The sequence below is a fragment of the Solidesulfovibrio carbinolicus genome (assembly GCF_004135975.1).
GTDB lineage: Bacteria > Desulfobacterota > Desulfovibrionia > Desulfovibrionales > Desulfovibrionaceae > Solidesulfovibrio > Solidesulfovibrio carbinolicus.
The window spans coordinates 4298079-4315646 of record NZ_CP026538.1; the positions used below are offsets into that span (position 1 = coordinate 4298079).

Annotated in this window: 13 protein-coding genes; 10 read left to right on the top strand and 3 right to left on the bottom strand. The window is 69.9% G+C overall.

The features are described 5' to 3' along the window. Positions 1–30: 30 nt before the first annotated feature. The 3 genes from C3Y92_RS19225 to C3Y92_RS19235 form a co-directional block, all read right to left on the bottom strand. Complete coding sequence (locus C3Y92_RS19225) at positions 31–2769, bottom strand: glycosyltransferase family 39 protein (protein WP_235669546.1); 2739 nt, start codon at positions 2767–2769, stop codon at positions 31–33. A 112-nt stretch (positions 2770–2881) separates the two neighbouring features. Beyond that, positions 2882–5071: a GumC domain-containing protein gene (locus C3Y92_RS19230; protein ID WP_129355372.1), complete on the bottom strand. Its 2190-nt coding sequence runs from the start codon at positions 5069–5071 to the stop codon at positions 2882–2884. Position 5072: 1 nt separating this feature from the next. Then, positions 5073–5939 (bottom strand): polysaccharide biosynthesis/export family protein, encoded by an 867-nt coding sequence (locus C3Y92_RS19235; protein ID WP_129355374.1) that lies wholly within the window; start codon positions 5937–5939, stop codon positions 5073–5075. 194 nt (positions 5940–6133) lie between these two features. Here C3Y92_RS19235 and C3Y92_RS19240 point away from each other — a divergent pair, with 194 nt between their 5' ends. The 10 genes from C3Y92_RS19240 (at position 6134) to C3Y92_RS19285 (ending at position 17525) form a co-directional block, all read left to right on the top strand. Further along, positions 6134–7132 (top strand): efflux RND transporter periplasmic adaptor subunit, encoded by a 999-nt coding sequence (locus C3Y92_RS19240; protein ID WP_235669547.1) that lies wholly within the window; start codon positions 6134–6136, stop codon positions 7130–7132. Positions 7133–7143: 11 nt separating this feature from the next. After that, entirely contained in the window at positions 7144–9078 is a 1935-nt protein-coding gene (locus C3Y92_RS19245) for a hypothetical protein (protein WP_129355382.1), read from the top strand. Between the two features lie 9 nt (positions 9079–9087). Next, positions 9088–10569, top strand: a complete 1482-nt coding sequence (locus tag C3Y92_RS19250) for a lipopolysaccharide biosynthesis protein (protein ID WP_129355384.1) — start codon at positions 9088–9090, stop codon at positions 10567–10569. Continuing rightward, positions 10560–12188 (top strand): alkaline phosphatase family protein, encoded by a 1629-nt coding sequence (locus C3Y92_RS19255; RefSeq protein ID WP_129355386.1) that lies wholly within the window; start codon positions 10560–10562, stop codon positions 12186–12188. Before C3Y92_RS19250 ends, C3Y92_RS19255 begins: the two co-directional genes overlap by 10 nt. A gap of 91 nt (positions 12189–12279) precedes the next feature. Further along, on the top strand, positions 12280–13923 hold the full coding sequence (locus C3Y92_RS19260) for a chemotaxis protein CheA (protein ID WP_129355388.1): 1644 nt from the start codon (positions 12280–12282) through the stop codon (positions 13921–13923). A 19-nt stretch (positions 13924–13942) separates the two neighbouring features. Continuing rightward, complete coding sequence (locus tag C3Y92_RS19265; RefSeq protein WP_129355390.1) at positions 13943–14404, top strand: response regulator; 462 nt, start codon at positions 13943–13945, stop codon at positions 14402–14404. Further along, the gene (locus C3Y92_RS19270) at positions 14389–14892 is read left to right on the top strand and encodes a chemotaxis protein CheD (protein WP_129355392.1); all 504 of its coding nucleotides are present in this window, start codon (positions 14389–14391) and stop codon (positions 14890–14892) included. The genes C3Y92_RS19265 and C3Y92_RS19270 overlap by 16 nt, the downstream gene beginning before the upstream one ends. An 89-nt stretch (positions 14893–14981) precedes the next feature. Beyond that, positions 14982–15473 (top strand): hypothetical protein, encoded by a 492-nt coding sequence (locus C3Y92_RS19275; RefSeq protein ID WP_129355394.1) that lies wholly within the window; start codon positions 14982–14984, stop codon positions 15471–15473. Between the two features lie 35 nt (positions 15474–15508). After that, entirely contained in the window at positions 15509–17200 is a 1692-nt protein-coding gene (gene cysC / locus C3Y92_RS19280; RefSeq protein ID WP_129355396.1) for an adenylyl-sulfate kinase, read from the top strand. 37 nt (positions 17201–17237) lie between these two features. Continuing rightward, positions 17238–17525, top strand: a complete 288-nt coding sequence (locus C3Y92_RS19285; RefSeq protein WP_129355398.1) for an exonuclease V subunit alpha — start codon at positions 17238–17240, stop codon at positions 17523–17525. Positions 17526–17568 lie beyond the last annotated feature (43 nt).

Consider the following 17568-nt stretch of genomic DNA (forward strand, 5'->3'; position numbering starts at 1 on the left):
GGTGGTTCGCCTTTATTGGTGGACGTGACCCTAGGACCCGTCAAAGCCCAGGGTCGCCCGGCACTCTCCGGGGCAGGACACGCCAAGGGGCGTGACGCCCGGCGACAGCTCCAGGGCCGGCAGGCTGCGCGTGTCCAGGGCCAGCCGCGCGGCCATGGGGTAGGTTGGCGCGCTCCACAGCTGGACCCCGTCGCCGGTCAGGCGAAACCGCACCCGCACCGTGCCCGTGAAACCGCCAAGGTCCAGGGAAGCCCGGCGCGCCACCCCAAGCCCGTCCCAGCGCCCCGAGCGGGTGCTCAGGAAAGCGTCCAGCAGCCGGTACTCGCCGTCGCCCAGGGCCACCTCGGCCACCGCCCCGTTTTTGCCTTCAGGATCACCAAAAAGCCTTGGAAACCATGTCAATGCCAGGGATTTGGCCGGATAGCCGGTGGTGGCGGCATAGGCTACGAAACACGGCTTGGCGTCGGGGCAGGACAGGGCCGGATCGTTTTGCAGGCGCACGGCAGTGGCGCCGGCGTCGGCCGCGCCCGGGTCGAAACCTTCGGCCGTGAAAAGCGGGGCCAGGACCGCTTCGCCCTCGCCGCCCGGCTCCAGAAAGGCGCGCAGGCAGGCCGGGCCGGACAGGGGCAGCGGCACGGACGCGCCGCCAAGGGTCAGCGTCGCGCCGCCGGGATTGCCGACCAGCGTCACGCCTTCAGGCGAAAAGGCCTTCTGGCCGGCGTTGCTCAAAAGCGCCGGCCGGCCGGGTGATAGGGGCACAGTCCAGGGACAGACGTTTCCCAACGGGTCGAGCACGTATTGCCCCGGAGAGGCCGTGCCGGCCGGACACGGGGCCACCGGGGTGTTGGCGGCCAGCCGGGCCGAGCGCTCAGCCGCCCCGGCCCCGGGCAGGCCGGGGTCGCCGGACACCGTGAGGCGCGCCTCCAGCCGGGTGACGGCCACGGGCTCGCGCTCGAAGCCCGGACTCAGGATAAGGCGCACGGTCAGCGATTTGGCCGGCGGCGGCGGCGCGGTCGGATCGTAAGGGATGAGCGAATCGGCGTCCGGGCCGACCAGGACAAAGGCCCGGCCGGTGGGCGTGTCGTCGTCGGGATAGTCCGTGATCCGGGCGTCCATGGCCAGGGAAGCCAGGGCCACGGTCTGGCCGGGCAGCGGCCTGAACACGTAGGTGGCCTCCCCGGCCCGGCCCCGGTCGGCCAGGACAAGCCCCTCGCCCGTGGCCCGGAGGTTGCGCGAGGCGGCCATTTCGCCAAAGGCCGCGTCCGGCCGGAAATAGGCCGAAAAGGCGGCCGGCGGCAGGATCGGGGCGGCATTTTTCAGGGGCAGGCGGTGGACGGCCACCCCGGCCAGGCTGGCCACGGGCGTCGCGGCCTCGGGCAGAGGCCGGGCCGAGGCGTCGCCGCCGGTCGGAACCAGGACCAGGGCCTCCCGGGCAGCCCGGCCGTCCGGTCCGCCCTGAGGCAAGGACGGCAGAAACCGGCCGGGCAGGTACCAGCGCGTAAAGGCCTCGAAATAGGGCCGCGTCCAGGGATCGGACTCGCGCCACAGGATCAGGGCCGCCCGGGGCGCGGCCGCCTCGTCCAGGGCGGCGGCCAGGGTTTTCAGACGGCTGTCGTCGCGACGATAAAAAAACGGCGCGGCCGGGATATTGGGCGCGGCCAGTCCCAGGCCGAGCAGCAACGCCAGGAGATGGACCGCCCGGCGGGCCGGCAGCCGGGCCAGCAACACCGAGACCCCAAGGCCGGCGGCCAGCAGGGCGGCGAACAGGCAGGGCAGCACGTAACGCACCTGGAAATGGTGGGCCGTGGTGGCCCGGCCCCAGGCCAGGCCAAAGGCGCACGCGAAGAGCAGGCCCACGAGAACCGCCCCGCGCCGCCGGGAGGGATCGGCAAGGCCAAGGATAAGTCCGGCCAAGGCCGGGCCGGCCAGTAGCCAAGGATAGGCCGGCCGGCCCAGAAAGGCGGCGTAGTGGCTGGCGAAGGCGGCAAAAGCCGCTTCCAGGGACCCGCCAAGGGACGCCAGATGGGGCGCGCCCGCGCCAAGCAGATACTGGCGCAGGCCGGCCGTCGCCAACCACCACGGGGCAAAGGCCACAAGAATCAGGACGCAAGCCACGGCCAGGCCGGCCAGGGTGCGCCGCCGCGGCGGGGCCTGGTCGCCCTCGGGCCAGGCCAGGGTCAACCCCGTGGCCAGGACGGCGAAGGCCAGAAAGCCGGCGGCAAGATACGAGGTGTAAAAGGCCGCCGCGCCAAACCAGCCGACCATGAGCCAGTCCCGGCGGTGGCCGCCGGACAGCGCCCGCAGCAAAAACAGCGTCGCCCCGAGGAAAAAGAAACCGAACAGGGCATACAGCCGCACCTGCTGGCTGACGTCCACATGGTAAAGGCTACCCGCCAGGGCCGCCCCGGCGAACAGGCCGCAGGCCGTGCCGCCAAGCCGCCGGCCGATGAGGAACAGCAAGGGCGCGCAGGCCGCGCCGGCCAGGGCCGACGGCAGGCGGGCGAAAAAATCGCTGTGGCCGAAAAACCAGAGCATCAGGTGGACGACGACGTAGTGCAGCGGCGGCTGGAAATCGATAAACGGCGGATACTGCCAGACCGCCCCGGCCACGACGTCGGCCACCGAGGGCTCCGTGGCCCGCATAAGCGTGGTCAGCTCATCGTAAAAGGCGACCGATGGCCCGGCCAGTTCGTACAGGCGCGGGGCCAGGGCCAGGAGAAACAGCACAAGCGGCCAGGGACGGCGGAGGTTTTCGGTAACACGTTTCACGGCCAAGGCATCTATCACGCCGGGCCAGGAGTGCAAGAGGGGGGATGGGCCGGCCCGGCGGCGGCGGCATGACCGCCCTTACGGATCGCGGCCGCCGGCCCGGGCGACGGGCTTAGGCCGTCGGCGCGGCCGGCCGTTTGCGCCGGACCCGGCCCAGCAAGCCGGCCCACACGTCGCGGGGGGCGGGGTCGTCGTCCGGCGACCCCACCAGCACAAGCCGGGGCGCGCGGCCGGCGGCAGCGGCCAGTTCGGCCGTGGCCCGGGCGGCGGCGGCGGCGTCATCGATCCAAGGACGCAGGCAGGCCAGCACGGCGTCGGCGTGGCGGGACAGGGAGCAGGCGTCGCCGCTGGCCCCGGCCGGCGCGGCCGCCACCAGCACGACGTCGAACCGCCGCCCCAAGCCGTCCAGCAGCCCGGCCACGGCCGGCGAATCCAGCAGCCCCTCGGCCGCTTCCGGAGTGAGGGCCGCCTGGCCGGCCGGCAGGGCAAAGAGACCGGGCTCGGGACCCGGCAGGATCACGGCGTCGCGAAAGACCTTGCCGGCGACGGCCTCGGCCAGGCCGGGGCCAAGCGGCAGTCCGAGACGGGCATGGAGGCTTGGCCGGGTAAGAACGGCGTCCACCAGGGCCACGGAGCGGCCCGACCGGGCCAGGGACACGCCCAGCTCCAGGGCCACGTCCAGGGCGTCGGCCGGGCCGGACAGGGCGTCGGCGACGACCAGCACCTTGGGCGGCCGGCCGCTTACGGGAAAAAGCGCGTCGCGAAGCCGCCGCACCGCCTGGGCTCGGGGGAGTCCGGGCCGCCGGGGCAATGTTCCGGCCACGGGCGCGCCCAGGCCGGCCGCGCCGGCCGGGGTGAGAGCGGGATCGAGGTACGCGGCCAGCAGGGCGGCAGTCAGCGCCAGGAACCCGCCGAGCACGATGCCCAGGGCCAGCATGAGCGACAGCTTGGGCCGCATGTAGTCGTCGATGCGCCCCGGAGGCGTGGCCGCCTCCACCAGATGGGCGATGGACAGGTCAAGGGCCTCTCCGGCCACGGCCGCCCGATGAAGCTGGTTTAAGTTGCTGAGAAACAGTTCGCCGGCCGCCGCCCGGACCTTGAGCAGGGCCTCGGCCGCCGCCCGTTCGGGGAAGGCCATGATGCGACCTCCCAGAGCGTCGAGCAGTGACCCGTAAGCGGCGTCCTGGCTTTCCAGGCCGGCGGCCTGGGCCGTGTACTCGGCCGCCCGTTCGTTTAAGAAGGTGAAGGTCGGATCAGTGGAAATGGTCTCGGAACCGAAAACTTTCTGGGCCTCGCCTTTTATCAGGCGCTTGGCCTCCTCGATCTTGCCCTCGATTTCCTTGACCTGGGGATGCTCGGCGGTCATGCGCGACTTGGCCACGGCCAAGTCCATGTAAAGGTCGCGAAGGGTCAGCTTCAAGGAGTCGATGAGACTCGAACGCTGGATGGATTCGCCGGATTTGCGGAATTCCGGTCGCTTGGCCATCTGCCCCTTGACGTTGGCCAGCATCCCCTGGGCCTTGAGCAAAAGCAGCCGGTTGGAGTCGCGTTCGTTGCTGAGGCTGTAAAAGCGCTCCACCAGTTTTTCGCCTTCGGCGGTGAGATCCACGATCTTTTCACGCTGGCGCAGCTTGCCGAGTTCGGCCAGGGCCTTTTCGTAATCGTCGCGGGCGCGGGGCAGTTCGGCGGCGGCGGCGGCGGCCAGTTCCCGGCACTCGCCCTGGCGCATGTCCGCCTCCCGGGCCATGAAGGACCGGGCGGCGGCGTTGGCCAGGGTCATGGCCAGTTCCAAGGATTCGGCCGAACTGGAAAACTCCAAGATGTCGGCGTCGTCCACCATGGCCGCCTTGAGGTAGGGCCGGGGGAAAAAGATATGGACGATGGATTTGTTGGTGAGTTCCTCATAGGTCATGGGCCGCCGGCCGAAACGGGGCAGCCAGTTGTCCACGGCCCAGCGCACCAGGGGAATCATCTCCACGAGCTGGAGCGACTTGCGCTTGCGGGTCAGGTCGAGCTGGGCGACCAGCGGCCCAAGGACCGGCACGGTTGTGGCCAGTTCCTCGTAGGTGGCGCGCTCGGCGTCGGTGAGCGAGGCCGAACCCATCATGGCCGAGTCGAGGTTGACGCGCGACAGCAGGCTGGCCTTGGTGGAGGAATGGTAGAGATAGACCTTGGCCGAAGCTACGTACTGGGTCTCGCACACAAGGGTCAACAGCGTCAGGCCGCCGGCCACCAGGCCGAACACCAGCAGCATGAGGCGACGGCGACGCCACAACAAGGCGAGGAGCAGGCGCAGTTCCATGTCACTGCACCGTGGTCACGCCGCCCTGGCGGTTGCTTAAATACTCCCCGGCCACGGGCTGGCTTTGCTGGATGATGGTGTTGACCTGGTTGGCCGGCCCCTGGGACAGGTCGTTTATGGCGTCGCGCAGCTGCGGCAGGAAGATGACCAGGCGCTCGGCATTGATGAAGGCGTTGACCACGGCGTTTAGGTGGCCCAAAAACTCGTCGATGTTGGCCCAGGTGCTCTTGGGCACGTAGAGCACGTCGCCGCCTTCCAGATAGCGGTCAAAGCCGGCCGTGCCCTTGCCAAGGCCGGTCCCGAGCTTCATATCCAGGATGTAGGCCTGGGGTTTGTCGGTATCCATGCCCCGGAACAGCACCACCGTGCTCTTGCCGGCGTTGTCGGTGAAGCCGCCGGCCCGGGCAATGGCCTCGAACAGCACGATGTCGTGGTCCACGGACACCACGCCCTGGGACTTGACCTCGCCCAGGACCAGGGCCGTCTGGCTGCGCAGGCTTTGGGCCGTCACCGTCACCTGGGGATCAATGAGATATTTGGCGTAAGCCCGGGTGAGGTCGGCGCGCAGTTCCGACACGGTGCGCCCGCCGGCCGTGACCTCGCCGGCCAGGGGCAGCTGGATGCGCCCGGCTTCGTCCACCCGCACGGCGGTCTTGAGGTCGTCGTGACGCCACACGGCCACGAGCAGCTCGTCGCCGTAGCCCAGAACGGCCCGTCGGGCCGGAGCGGCGGCCGAGGCGGCGGCCGGATTTTTCGAGGAGGCGGCGGCCGGCGGCGGGGCCGTGGGCCGGGCACAGGAGACGAGCAACCACGCCGCAGCCAACAACACAAGCGGGGCGAGGGATCGCGGGAGGGCGCAGGCGGGCATGGCAGTCCTTTCGCTTTGGATCAGGGTCTCGCCCAATTACGGGATTTCAGACCCGGCGGCAAGACGGACCCGCCGCGTTGTGGTCCGGGATGATCTGGTGTAAGGGGAGGCCGCGTTCGGGCACGTCGTCTTGCCTGGGCGCTGGCGCGGTCGCGCCGCAATACGAAAACCTCCGCAGGCATGGCATGACAGATATGAAAATTCTCTTCGGACTGGCCGCGGCGCTGCTTCTGGCCGCAGCCCTCCCGGCCTCGGCCGAGACCATCTCCTTCCAGGGCAAGGCCTACTGCCCCATCCGCTACGACATCAACTGGCCCTTTTCCGCCAAATCCAAGAAGGCACCGACCCAAGGCAGCGGCATCACGGCCAACGTCTACGAGATGCCCAAGGAAGCCGTCGAGGAAAAATCCGCCGCCGATCTGGGCTCGGACATGCGCCGGCTGCGGATCATCTCGGCTCCGGTCCAGATCGGCCAACACGTGGTGGAAGACCAAGTGCTCATCACCTATGAGTTGCCCCTGGAAAACCTCATGGCCGAAAAGCAGCTCGTGTCGCGGGCCGAACTCAACGGCCTGGAACACGCCATGAGCGTCGTGCAGTTCCAACTTGCCACGATCCAAAACCGCCAGCGAGAGCTGGAAAACATGGCCGGCAACCAGGCCGTGGCCGTCAACGAGGTCGCCAACAACGCCCGCGACATCGAAAACCTGCTTTTGCAACGCGACTTTCTTGAAGAAAAACTGGAACTGGCCCGCCAGCGCTACGACAACAGCGTCCTGCTCAGCCAGTCCAAATTCGGCAAGGAAGTGGACCTCAAAAACCTGCCTCGCCGGGGTTACGTGCGCGCCCCCGGCGACGGCTACATCCTGTGGCTCAACTCCAGCCTCGTGCCCGGCATGGCCTTTTCCAAACAGGCTCCCCTGGTCACCATCGGCAAACTCGATCCCATCATCGTACGGGCCTCGGTGCACGAAATCGCCATGCAAAAGCTCAAGGCCGGCGACCCCGCCACCGTGATCTTCAACGCCTGGCCCGGCGAAAAATTCCAGACCACCATCAGCAAGGTGGACTACGTGGCCCAGCCGGCCATGCTGCAGCAACCGTCCTTTTATCTCATCGAGCTGACCCTGCCCAACCCCGACCTGCGCATCAAGGAAGGCATGCGCTGCGACGTCGTGGTCGATCTGCGCTAAGCCGGCCCGCCATGCAGCACATCGTTCTGGCTCTGGCTGTAAACGGCCTGATCTTCGCCGGCGCGGGCCTTGGCCCCATGGCCCTGATGGCCCCGCGCCTGGGCGCCCTGGCCGTCCTGGCCCTGGCTCCGGCGGCGGGCTACGCCCTCTATTCCACGGCCCTGACCTGGTGGCTGCTCCAGGAAGGCACGGCCGGCGAGGCCGCCTGGCCCCTGGCCGGGCTGCTTCTGGCCGTCTCGGCCGCCTGCCTGGCGGCCTGCCGCGCCACCCTCGGCCCGCGCCTGGCCGCCGTATCCGGCAAACGGCTTCTGGCCGGCCTGGCCGGTCTGGTCCTGTGCCTGGGCTTTTTGCTGTCCCCCCTGGCCGTCGGCAAGAAAGGCTATGACGTCTTTCGCGGCAACGCCTCGGATTCCTTCATTTATATGTTCATTGCCCGGTACTTCGACGAACACCCCCGGGCCTGGGCCTTCGAGCAGACCCCCGAGGCCGTGGAAGCAGCCGGCCCCATGCTCGTGCCGGCCCAGTCCATGCTGAGCATCCGCTGGACCTCCGGGGCCATGCTCACGGCCGCGGCCCGCCTGGGCGGCCTTGGCATCGTCGAATACCAGTACGCCTTTACACTCACGAGCTTTGTGCTGCTTTTTGCCGCTCTGCTCCCCTTCCTGGCCGCCATGGGCCTGTCCGCTCCGGCCGCGAGCCTGTCGGCCCTGGCCTTGTCCACCGGGTTCTACGCCCAGATGGTCCTGGATATCCGGGCCTTTTCCCAGATCAACGTCCTGCCCCTGGTGGCGCTCTTGGCCCTGGCCCTGTCCCTGCCCGCCCCGGCCGGACGACGGGAAACCCTGGGCCGGCTGGCGCTTCTGGCCGGCTGCTACCTGGCCGCGTTTGTCAACTACACGGAAATATTCCCCATGATCATCGGCGCTTCGGCCAGCTATCTGGTGCTGCGTCGGGCTTTTGGCCGGCTGCCCTGGGCCGAGTGCGCCGTCCATGTCGCCGGGTTTCTCCTGGGCATGGCCGCCACCTGGCCGGTGCGGTTTCTCTGGGGCCACATGCTGGCCCAGATCCAGTTCACCCAGGGCGCGCCCCAGCTGTGGAGCGAGGCCTATTTCAGCTGGCTGTACCACAACCTGCCCTCGGGCCTATTCGGCCTGCCGCTTTTGGAATACGGCTTCTCCCGTCTGCCGGGCTGGGGCTTTTGCGATCTGCCGGGCTGGCTGGTCACCATCCTGGGGCTTGGCCTGTGCGCCCTGTTCGTCCTTGGCGGACTGCGGGCCGCCGCCGACCCCGACCGCCGCGCGCCGCTGTGCGCCCTGACCTTTTCCCTGGCCTCCCTGGCCGCCTTTGCCCTTTTCTGGCTGCGGGGCGCGCCTTGGGTGGCCGGCAAGGGGCTGTCCTATTTCTATCCCATGACCGCCGCCGTGGCCCTCTATGCCGCCCTGGCCCGGCCGGCCGGCAAACCGGCCCTGCCCCGGCCGGCCGCCTTGGCCGCCGTGGTCCTGGCCGGCGTCTTCTTGGCCGGCCAGCTCGTGGCCGCCGGCCTGCGCCCGGCCTATGCCGCCCTGAACATCGACTACCCCCGCTATGTGCGCAACCACGGCCGCTACCGGGCCATCGATTGCAACATCGCCGGTCTGAAGGACGCCCTGGCCCGGGCCGGCACCCGGCAACTGGCCGTGTGCTCGGCCGATCCCTGGAAATGGAGCTTCCTTGGGCTGTCCCTGGACGGCCCTTTCAAGGTCGTCGCGCCGGGGGGCCTGGCCGCCCCGGACGGCCCCGGCGAGACCGAGGTCTTCGTGGCCTTGGACCGCGCCCCCGGCGGCCCGCCGCCGGAACTGGCCGGCTACCGCCTGGCCGAAAACACCAGCTACGTCCTGTACCGGATGCCCCGGGAAGTGTGGGCCGGCCTGCTCCCCACCCTCACCTGCAACACCACGCCGTATTAGCGCACACCCATGGCCGCCCCCCACATCCCCCCGGCTGCCGGCCGCCGCTCCCTGGGCCGCAATTTCCTGGCCCTGGCCGTGTCCCGGGGGCTTCAGGCCTTAAGCGGCTTTTTCGTGCTGCTGGCGGCGGCGCGGCTTTTGCCCGTGGACGATTTCGGTCGGCTGGGCGCGGTCAGCGCCCTGGCCGGCGCGGCGGCGGCCCTGACCTATTTCGGTGTGCAGCAGGTGATGATCCGGGAGATGGCCTGCTCCCCGGCCGCCTCGGGCGCGGTGGTGGGCCGGGCCATCCTGCTGCGGGCCGCCCTGGCCGTGGCCGCCGGCCTGGGGCTGGCCCTGGCCGGCGCCTGGTCCGGCTACGACGCGCCCCTTTTCGGACTGCTGGCCCTGGCCTACGCCCTGGAACTGTGCCGCTGCTTCGGCATGCTCGGCTGCGCCGTGTTCCAGGCCCACGAGCGCATGGGCTTCGAAACGCCCCTGGCCGCCCTGTCGGGGCTGGTCTCCATCCTCGCCGTGGGACTTGCCCTGCTGCTTGGCTATGGCGTCCCGGGCGTACTGGCCGGCCTGCTCGCCGCCGCCGCCCTCCATGCCGTCCTGGCCTGGCGCATGGCCGTACGGCTCACGCCGCCGTTGTTTGCCTCGGACTTTCCGGCCTTGCGGGCCATGTTCCTGGCCTCATCGGTGGTGGGTTTGGGGGTGTTTTTCCAGCAAAACCTCTTCCGGGCCGGCACGCTGTCCCTGTCGTGGTGGGCCGATCTCCCGGCCGTGGCCGATTTCCAGGCCCCCCACGAGTTTCTCCTCAAGCTCGAAATCGTGCCCCAGGCCTTGATGCTGGCCGTGTTTCCGGCCCTGGCCCGGCTGGCCCCCACGGATTTCGACACGGCCCGCCGGCTGTTCCGCCTGGTCTTTCGCCACACCCTGCAGGGCATGGCCCTACCGGCCTGCCTGCTGGCCGTCTACGCCGAACCGGCCTGCCAGCTCCTTTTTGGCGGCAAATACGCCGGGGCCGCGCCGGTCATGCGCCTGCTCGCCCTGGCCCTGCCGCTTCTGGCCCTGGACATGCTCGTCAACAACCTGCTTGTGGCCATCGGCCGCCAGCGCTATGCCCTGTATTACGCCGGGGCGGCCCTGGTGCTGGCCTTTGCCGCCAACGCCTTCCTGGTCCCGCGCTACGGGGCCATGGGCGCGGCCGGCGCGGCCCTGGGCTCCTACGCCTGGCTGCTGGTCTTTTCGCTGCGCTTCGCCGCCCGCCACGGCTACACGCCCCTGGCCCTGGGGCCGGCCCTGCGTACGGCCTGCGCCGTGGCCGCGTGTCTGGGCGCTTCGTATCTGCTGCGCGGTTCGCCGCTGCTCGGCGCGGCGGCCGCAACCCTCGCCTACGGCGCGGTGATCCTGGGGCTTAAGGGCGCAACCCGGCGCGACCTCGCCGAACTGCGCCAGATCCGGCAGGCCGGCCGCGACGCCGCCCGTGCCAAGGAGTCGCCATGTCCCTGACGGCAAAACGCGTGGTGGTCATTGGCTGGGACGGGGCCACCTTCGACGTGGCCAAGCCCCTTATGGCCCAGGGCCGCATGCCCCATCTGGCCGCGCTTTTGGCCCGTGGCGTCCACGGCCCGCTGTGCTCCACCGTGCCACCGGTGACCCCCGTGGCCTGGACGAGCTTCGCCACCGGAGCCAGCCCCGGCCGCCACGGCGTATGCGACGCCCTGACCCTGGACCCCAAGACCCATGAAGTTCGGTTCGTGTCGGCGGCCCAGCGCCGCCTGCCGCCCGTGTGGCGCATCCTGTCCGACCGGGGACGCCCGGCCGGCGCGGTCAACGTACCCGTGACCTGGCCGCCCGATCCCGTGGACGGCTTCGTCATCCCGGGCATGTTCACCCCCAGCCACGTCGAGGACTTCACGTATCCCCCGGAAATCCGCCGCGAGGTCGAAGCGAAATTCGGCACCTGCCGCGAATCGCCCATGCTGGACCCCGATCCGGCCAAGTACCTGGCCAACCTGCTGGCCGGGGTGGACGCCCGCTGCGAGCTGACCCTGTGGCTCATGGAACGCCGGCCGCTCGACTATTTTTGCTCGGTCTTCATGGAGTCCGACCGGGTGCAGCATTTCTTCTGGGGCTACCGCGATCCGGCCCACCCGCGCCACGCCGAGCTGGGGCAGGCCATCGAACAGGTCTACGAGCGCCTGGACGCCGCCCTTGGCCGCATCGTGGCCGCCGCCGGCCCGGACGCCGCCGTGGGCATCGTCTCGGACCACGGAGCCGGGCCGCTTACGCGCGCCGTGTTCCTCAACCGCTGGCTCATGGACCAGGGGCTGCTCGTCCTGTCCGGCGACCTGGCCCGGACCCTGGCCGGCCGGCGGCCGCCCTCGGGACTGCGACGGTTCGTGGCGGCGGCGGCCAAGGCCGTTCTGCCGGCCTCGGTGGTCGAGGCCCGGCGCAAGGCCCGCTCGGCCGAGCACGCCCGCATCAACAACCTCTTTTCCTCCATCGTGGACTGGCAGCGCTCGGCCTGCGTCTCGGAAGGCATTGCCGGCGGCATCTTTTTTAACGAGGCCGTGGTCTCCCCGGCCGACCGGCCGGCCCTGATCGCCCGCCTCAAGCAGGGGCTGACCGCCATCGTCGATCCCGAAACCGGGGCCCGGCCCTTCACGAGCGTCCACGCCCGGGAGGAACTCTACCAGGGCGAGGGCACGCCAAACGCCCCGGACGTGGTGACGCTGTGCGGCCCGGGCTATCAGGTGCTGGTCCCCCACGAGATCGCGCTCTACGCCCAGGACGCGCCCACCGGCCTTTTCGCCGGCCACAAATGGAGCGGCCGCCACGAGCAGTACGGCGTTTTCGCCCTGGCCGGGCCGGGCATCGCCGCCGGGGTGGAGCTTACCGACGCGGCCATGCCCGACGTGACCCCGACCCTGCTCCACGCCCTGGGCGAAGCGCCCACCGATTCCATGGACGGCCGGGTGCTGGCCGGGGCGTTTACGGCCGAAACCCTGGCCGCCAGGCCCGTGGCCGCAGCCGTGTCCGGGGCGACGGCCACGGCTGCGGCCATCGGCGACGACGCCGGCACGGCCGCCCTGGCCGAGGAACTCTCCGACCTCGGCTACATGTAGGGGGCGCGGCCAACCGCCCCCCCCCGGCCTGTCGCCTTGCGTCCCGGGCGGCGGCGTCGTATGGCTTCACCATAAGGAGCCACCCTTCCCCATGGCCGACGACGACACCCTCTACGAACTCTTTGCCGAAAGCTGCCTGGAGCAGCTGCGCGGCATCGAAACGGCCATCCTCGACCTGGAGTCCGCCCCGGCCGGCGAGCTTCCCGGACGGGTGGACGGGATCTTCCGGGCCGCCCACACCATAAAGGGCGACGCCGGCGCCATCGGCGCGGCCAACCTGGCCGCCCTGGCCCATGGGGCCGAATCCGTGCTGGAACTCATGCGCCGGGACGGTCGGCCGGCCGACCGCCAGTTCGTGGGCGAACTGCTCGGGGCCTTTGACGACATGCGGGCCATGGCCGAGAACGCCCGAAACGACGCCTCCCGCGACATCACCGAACGCCTGGCTCGCCTGGCCGCCCTGGTCCAAGAAACGCCTCCCGCCGCCGACCAGCCCGCCGAGGCCGACATCGAGTCCGAAGCCGAAGCAGAAACCGACAAGGCCCCGGGACCGGCCTGGGCCGATGAGCGCATCCGCAAACTGGCCATCCCGGCCCTGGAACTCGACGTGCTGGTGGACCGCGTGGGCGAGCTGGGCATTGCCCAGGCCCGGCTCTCCGGCCTGGCCGTCCGCCGGGCCGACCTGGAACTTCGGAGCGTGGCCGAGGAGGTCGAACGGCTCTCGGCCCTGCTGCGCGACCAGGTGCTGGGGTTGCGCCTGCTGCCCATCAAGGTGAGCTTTCCCAAGTACCGCCGGCTGGTGCGCGACGCCTGCGCGAACCTTTCCAAGGACGCCGTCCTGGTCATGGAAGGCGAGAACACCAAACTCGACAAGGCCGTCATCGAGCAGTTAAACGCCCCCTGCATCCATCTGCTGCGAAACGCCGTGGACCACGGCGTCGAACCGGCCGAGGTGCGCGCCGCCCTGGGCAAGCCGCGCCAGGGAACCGTCACCCTGTCGGCCCGCCAGGAAGGCTCCGACGTGGTCATCGCCGTGCGCGACGACGGCGGCGGCATCGACGGCCGCAAGCTCTGGGCCAAGGCCGTGGCCGCCGGCCGCATCGATGCCGGCCGCCCCTTTGACCCCGCCGCCGCCCTGGACCTCATTTTCCTGCCCGGCCTGTCCACGGCCGAGGCCGTAAGCGACGTCTCGGGCCGGGGCGTGGGCATGGACGCCGTGCGCGAAGCCATCGCCGCCCTGCGCGGCCGCCTGGACGTCCAAAGCGTCCCGGGCGCGGGCAGCACCTTCACCATCCGCCTGCCCGTGTCCCTGGCCATCATCGACTGTCTGGAAGTGCGCTGCGCCGGCGAGGCCTACTACCTCCACCTGGACTACGTGGAGGAATGCCTGGAGCTGCCGGCCTCGGCTTCCCTGGCCGGAACCACGGGCGTCATGGAAATGCGCGGAACCCCCATGCCGCTGTTGTCCCTGCGCCGCTTTTTCGACCTCGACCGGCTCGAGGCCAGCACACCCCACGTGGTCACCGTGCGCCGCGACGGCAGCCGGGCCGGCCTGGTGGTGGACGCCGTCATCGGCCGCAAGCAGGCCGTGCTCAAGCACCTTGGCCGGGCCTTGGGCCGGGTCGAGGGCGTCCTTGGCGGCACCGTCACCGAGGCCGGCGACATGGCCCTGGTCCTGGACGTGCCGGGACTGCTGGCCGCCGCCAAGCGCCAACACGACGCCAACAACCAGTAACCCTGACGGAGACCGGATCATGCCCCGTGCCCTCATCGTCGACGACAGCCGGTACCAGCGCCATCTCATCCTCCAGGCCCTGGGCAGCCTTTTCACCGCCGAGGAAGCCGCCAACGGCAAGGAAGCCATCGACCGCTTCGCCGCCGCCCAGGCCGCCGGCAGGCCCTTTGATCTGGTGGTCATGGACATCCTCATGCCGGTTTTAAGCGGCCACGAAGGCCTGGCCGGCATCCGCCGGCTGGAAGAGTCCGCTGGTGTCCCCGAGGAGCGGCGCGTGCCCGCCGTCATGCTCTCCAGCCTCGACGATCCGGCCAACATGCTGCGGGCCCAGTTCGAATCCGGGGCCCAAGCCTACGTCACCAAACCCTTCGAGCCGGCCACCCTGCTGGAAACCCTGGCCAGCCTCGGCCTCGTCGACAATCCCCTGGGCGACCTCGACGAGGCCGGCCCGGAAGGACGCTCCCCATGCAAGGCCTTCTAGAGCGTTTCCCGGACCACCAGACGGCCTTTTTAAACGTCGCCCAGGGCATCCTGGTCAACAAGCCCACCCTGGCCCACACCGTGCTCGGCTCCTGCGTCTCGGTCACCTTTTTCGCCCCGCGCCAGGGCCTTTCCGCCATCTTCCACGCCCTGCTCCCCCGAGCCGCCGACTACCGCCTGCACAGCCCGGGCGACACGCCCTACAAGTTCGTGGACTCGGCCATACAGACCCTGGCCGCCCGATTTTCCCGGCGCGGCGTGACCTTCTCCGAGATCGAGTGCAAGGTCTTCGGCGGAGCCAGCGCCCTGTTTGACGAGGAAATCTCGGTTGGCCGCAAGAACGTGGAAACGGCCTTCGCCACGTTGTCCGAACTGGGCCTGCGCGTGGCCGCCTCCAACGTCGGCGGCGTGGCCGGGCGCAAAATCGTCTTTTCGACGTCCACTGGGGAAATTTTCGTCCGTATGCTCAAAAACGGATGCGCCAAATAAGCCGCCAGACCCCATTTTCCATTTGGCGCGAAATTTGCATTGACTCTGCTTCGGCGTCGAAGACCCACCCCGACGCCAAGGAGCACTCCATGTACGACAACGCCTCCCCCAGCCCCCGACGCCGCATAACCTCCATCGCCGTGGTCGCCCTGGTCTGCCTCAATCTGGCCGCCCTGGCCGCCCTGGGCCTGGCCGTGGAACGCGGCCGGGCCGAACTGGCCGCCGTGTCCGACCGGCTGGCCGCCCTGTCCCTGGCCGACGAAGCCGCGACCAGGGACGATCCTGCCCGCCTGGCCGAGACCCTGGCCGCCCTGGACCGCAAGATAGACGCCCTGACCCAGGCCGCCGGCCATGACGCCAAGACCGCCGCCGTCCTGGCCGCCGACGTCAAGACCCTTTCCGGCCGCGTCGAGGCCCTGGCCGCCAAGGCCCAGGCCTCTCGGGAAACCGTCGCCAAGGCCTCGCCGTCCAAACCCCAGGCCCAGGCCGCCAAGCCTGCCGCCCCCATGCCCGCCGCCAAACCCGGCTACGCGCCCATGCCGGCCTACGGCTCGGGCTATGCCGCCTGGCCCGTCTACTGACGTCCGCCGCCGGCCCGGCGGCAAAGGTCCACCCTATGCAACGACACGCCCAGAATCTGCTGGTCCACCACCGCCGGGCCGAGGAACTCCGTCACGAATCGGCCGGCTTCTCCTCACACGCCCTGCGCCAGGATCAGCTCCTTAGCCTGGAATTGCTCCTGACCGGGGCGCTTTATCCGCTCACCGGCTACCTGGGCCGCGAGGCCGTCCAAAGCGTCCTGGAAACCCTGCGCCTGCCCACCGGCGAACTCGTCCCCATGCCGGCCAGCCTCGACATCCCGGCCGAACTCGGACGCAGCCTGTCGCCCGGCGACAAGCTCGCCCTGCGCGATCCCGAAGGCTTCATGCTGGCCGTGCTCACCGTGGCCGACGCCTGGCCCGACGATCCGGCCCGCCATGCCCTGGCGCTTTTCGGCGCGGCCACCCTGGCCGAACACCCGGCCGCCGCCCAATACGCCGCCACCCTCCATCCCTGGCGCGTGGCCGGCGAGGTGGAAGGCGTGGCCCTGCCCCAACACCCGGACTTCACCGACCTGCGCCTGTCCCCGGCCGCGCTGCTCGAAGGCTTTGCCCGGCGCGGCTGGCGGGCCGTTTTGGCCTGCCAGTTCGCCGGCATCCTGACCGAACCCGACCGGGCCGCCTTCGAAGCCGCCGCGGCCACGGCCGGGACGCGCCTGCTGCTGCTGCACACCGTGGGCGACGCCATGGCCGGGGGCATGGCGCACTTTGCCGCCGTGCGCTGCGCCCGCCTGGCCGCTGCCGCTTTTCCCAAAAACGCCGCCCAGCTCGCCCTGCTGCCTATGCCCATCCTGGCCGCCGGCCCACGCCAGGCCCTGTACGAAGCCCTGGTCCAGGTCAACCTCGGGGCCACCCATGTCCTGGCCCGGCCCGGCTACGCCGACCCGTTCCCCCAAAACGGCTCCCGGTTCTATCCCGAGCAAGCCGTCCCCGAACTCCTGCGCGCCCACGCCGCCGAAGCCGGCTACACCGTCCTCGAAGCCCCGGCCATGGCCTATGCGCCAAGCCAGGGCCGCTTCCTGCCCGCCGCCTCCCTGGCCTCGGGCGAGGCCGCCCCGGCCTTGGACCAGGAAGACATCCGCCGTCGCCTGGCCTTTGACCAGGACATCCCGGCAAGCTTCCTGCTCCCCGACGTCGCCGCCGAGCTGCGCCGGGCCTTTCCGCCCCGCTCCCGCCAAGGGCTGGCGCTTTTTATGACCGGCCTGTCCGGAGCCGGCAAATCCACCCTGGCCAAACTGCTCTATGTCGCCCTCATGGAACTGGCCAGCCGACCGGTCTCGCTCCTGGACGGCGACATCGTGCGCCGTCACCTGTCAAGCGAGCTCACCTTTTCCAAGCAGCACCGGAACTTGAACATCTCCCGCATCGGGTTTGTGGCCAGCGAGATCGCCAAAAACGGCGGCATCGCCATCTGCGCCCCCATCGCGCCCTACGCCGCCGGACGCCAGGCCGCCCGCGACCTCGTCGCCCCACACGGCGGCTTCATTGAGATCCACGTGGCCACGCCCCTTTTCGTGTGCGAACAGCGCGACCGCAAGGGCCTGTACGCCAAGGCCCGGGCCGGCCTCGTCACCGGCGTAACCGGTCTCGACGATCCCTACGAAATCCCGGAAAACCCCGAAATCCGCCTCGACACTACCGATATCGACCCCTCCGAGGCCGCCCAGGAAGTGCTTCTCTACCTTGAACGCGAAGGCTATCTGGGCTAACCCCAGGCAGCCGCCACAGCCGCAAAGGAGGCCCGCCATGTCCGAACGCTCCAGCACCATGCTCGACACCGCCGCCTACGTCGAAGCTCTGGATTTCGCCCGCGGCCTGCGCGCCCCGGGCAAGCCCCTGGAATTTCCCGACTACGCCGAATACGTGCGGCTGGTTGCCGAGCGCGCCGCCCTGGACCTCGACGTCTACGAAGGCGACCGCCACGACTTCGAGGAGCTGCCCGAACCCTACGAACTGGCCTACCTCACCGCCCGTCTCGAACGCCTGCGCGATCGGATCAAGGCGGAGAAAGATATTAATGTTGGTGAGTTGTAAGAGATAAGATGCCTCCGGCGGCCGGGGGCTAAGCCCCCCGGAC

Bases quoted from the DNA above. Each gene is read 5' to 3' on its own strand.
- C3Y92_RS19230 (WP_129355372.1), bottom strand. From the start codon at position 5,071: ATGGAACTGCGCCTGCTCCTCGCCTTGTTGTGGCGTCGCCGTCGCCTC.
- C3Y92_RS19235 (WP_129355374.1), bottom strand. From the start codon at position 5,939: ATGCCCGCCTGCGCCCTCCCGCGATCCCTCGCCCCGCTTGTGTTGTTG.
- C3Y92_RS19240 (WP_235669547.1), top strand. From the start codon at position 6,134: ATGAAAATTCTCTTCGGACTGGCCGCGGCGCTGCTTCTGGCCGCAGCC.
- C3Y92_RS19245 (WP_129355382.1), top strand. From the start codon at position 7,144: ATGCAGCACATCGTTCTGGCTCTGGCTGTAAACGGCCTGATCTTCGCC.
- C3Y92_RS19250 (WP_129355384.1), top strand. From the start codon at position 9,088: ATGGCCGCCCCCCACATCCCCCCGGCTGCCGGCCGCCGCTCCCTGGGC.
- C3Y92_RS19255 (WP_129355386.1), top strand. From the start codon at position 10,560: ATGTCCCTGACGGCAAAACGCGTGGTGGTCATTGGCTGGGACGGGGCC.
- C3Y92_RS19260 (WP_129355388.1), top strand. From the start codon at position 12,280: ATGGCCGACGACGACACCCTCTACGAACTCTTTGCCGAAAGCTGCCTG.
- C3Y92_RS19265 (WP_129355390.1), top strand. From the start codon at position 13,943: ATGCCCCGTGCCCTCATCGTCGACGACAGCCGGTACCAGCGCCATCTC.
- C3Y92_RS19270 (WP_129355392.1), top strand. From the start codon at position 14,389: ATGCAAGGCCTTCTAGAGCGTTTCCCGGACCACCAGACGGCCTTTTTA.
- C3Y92_RS19275 (WP_129355394.1), top strand. From the start codon at position 14,982: ATGTACGACAACGCCTCCCCCAGCCCCCGACGCCGCATAACCTCCATC.
- cysC (WP_129355396.1), top strand. From the start codon at position 15,509: ATGCAACGACACGCCCAGAATCTGCTGGTCCACCACCGCCGGGCCGAG.
- C3Y92_RS19285 (WP_129355398.1), top strand. From the start codon at position 17,238: ATGTCCGAACGCTCCAGCACCATGCTCGACACCGCCGCCTACGTCGAA.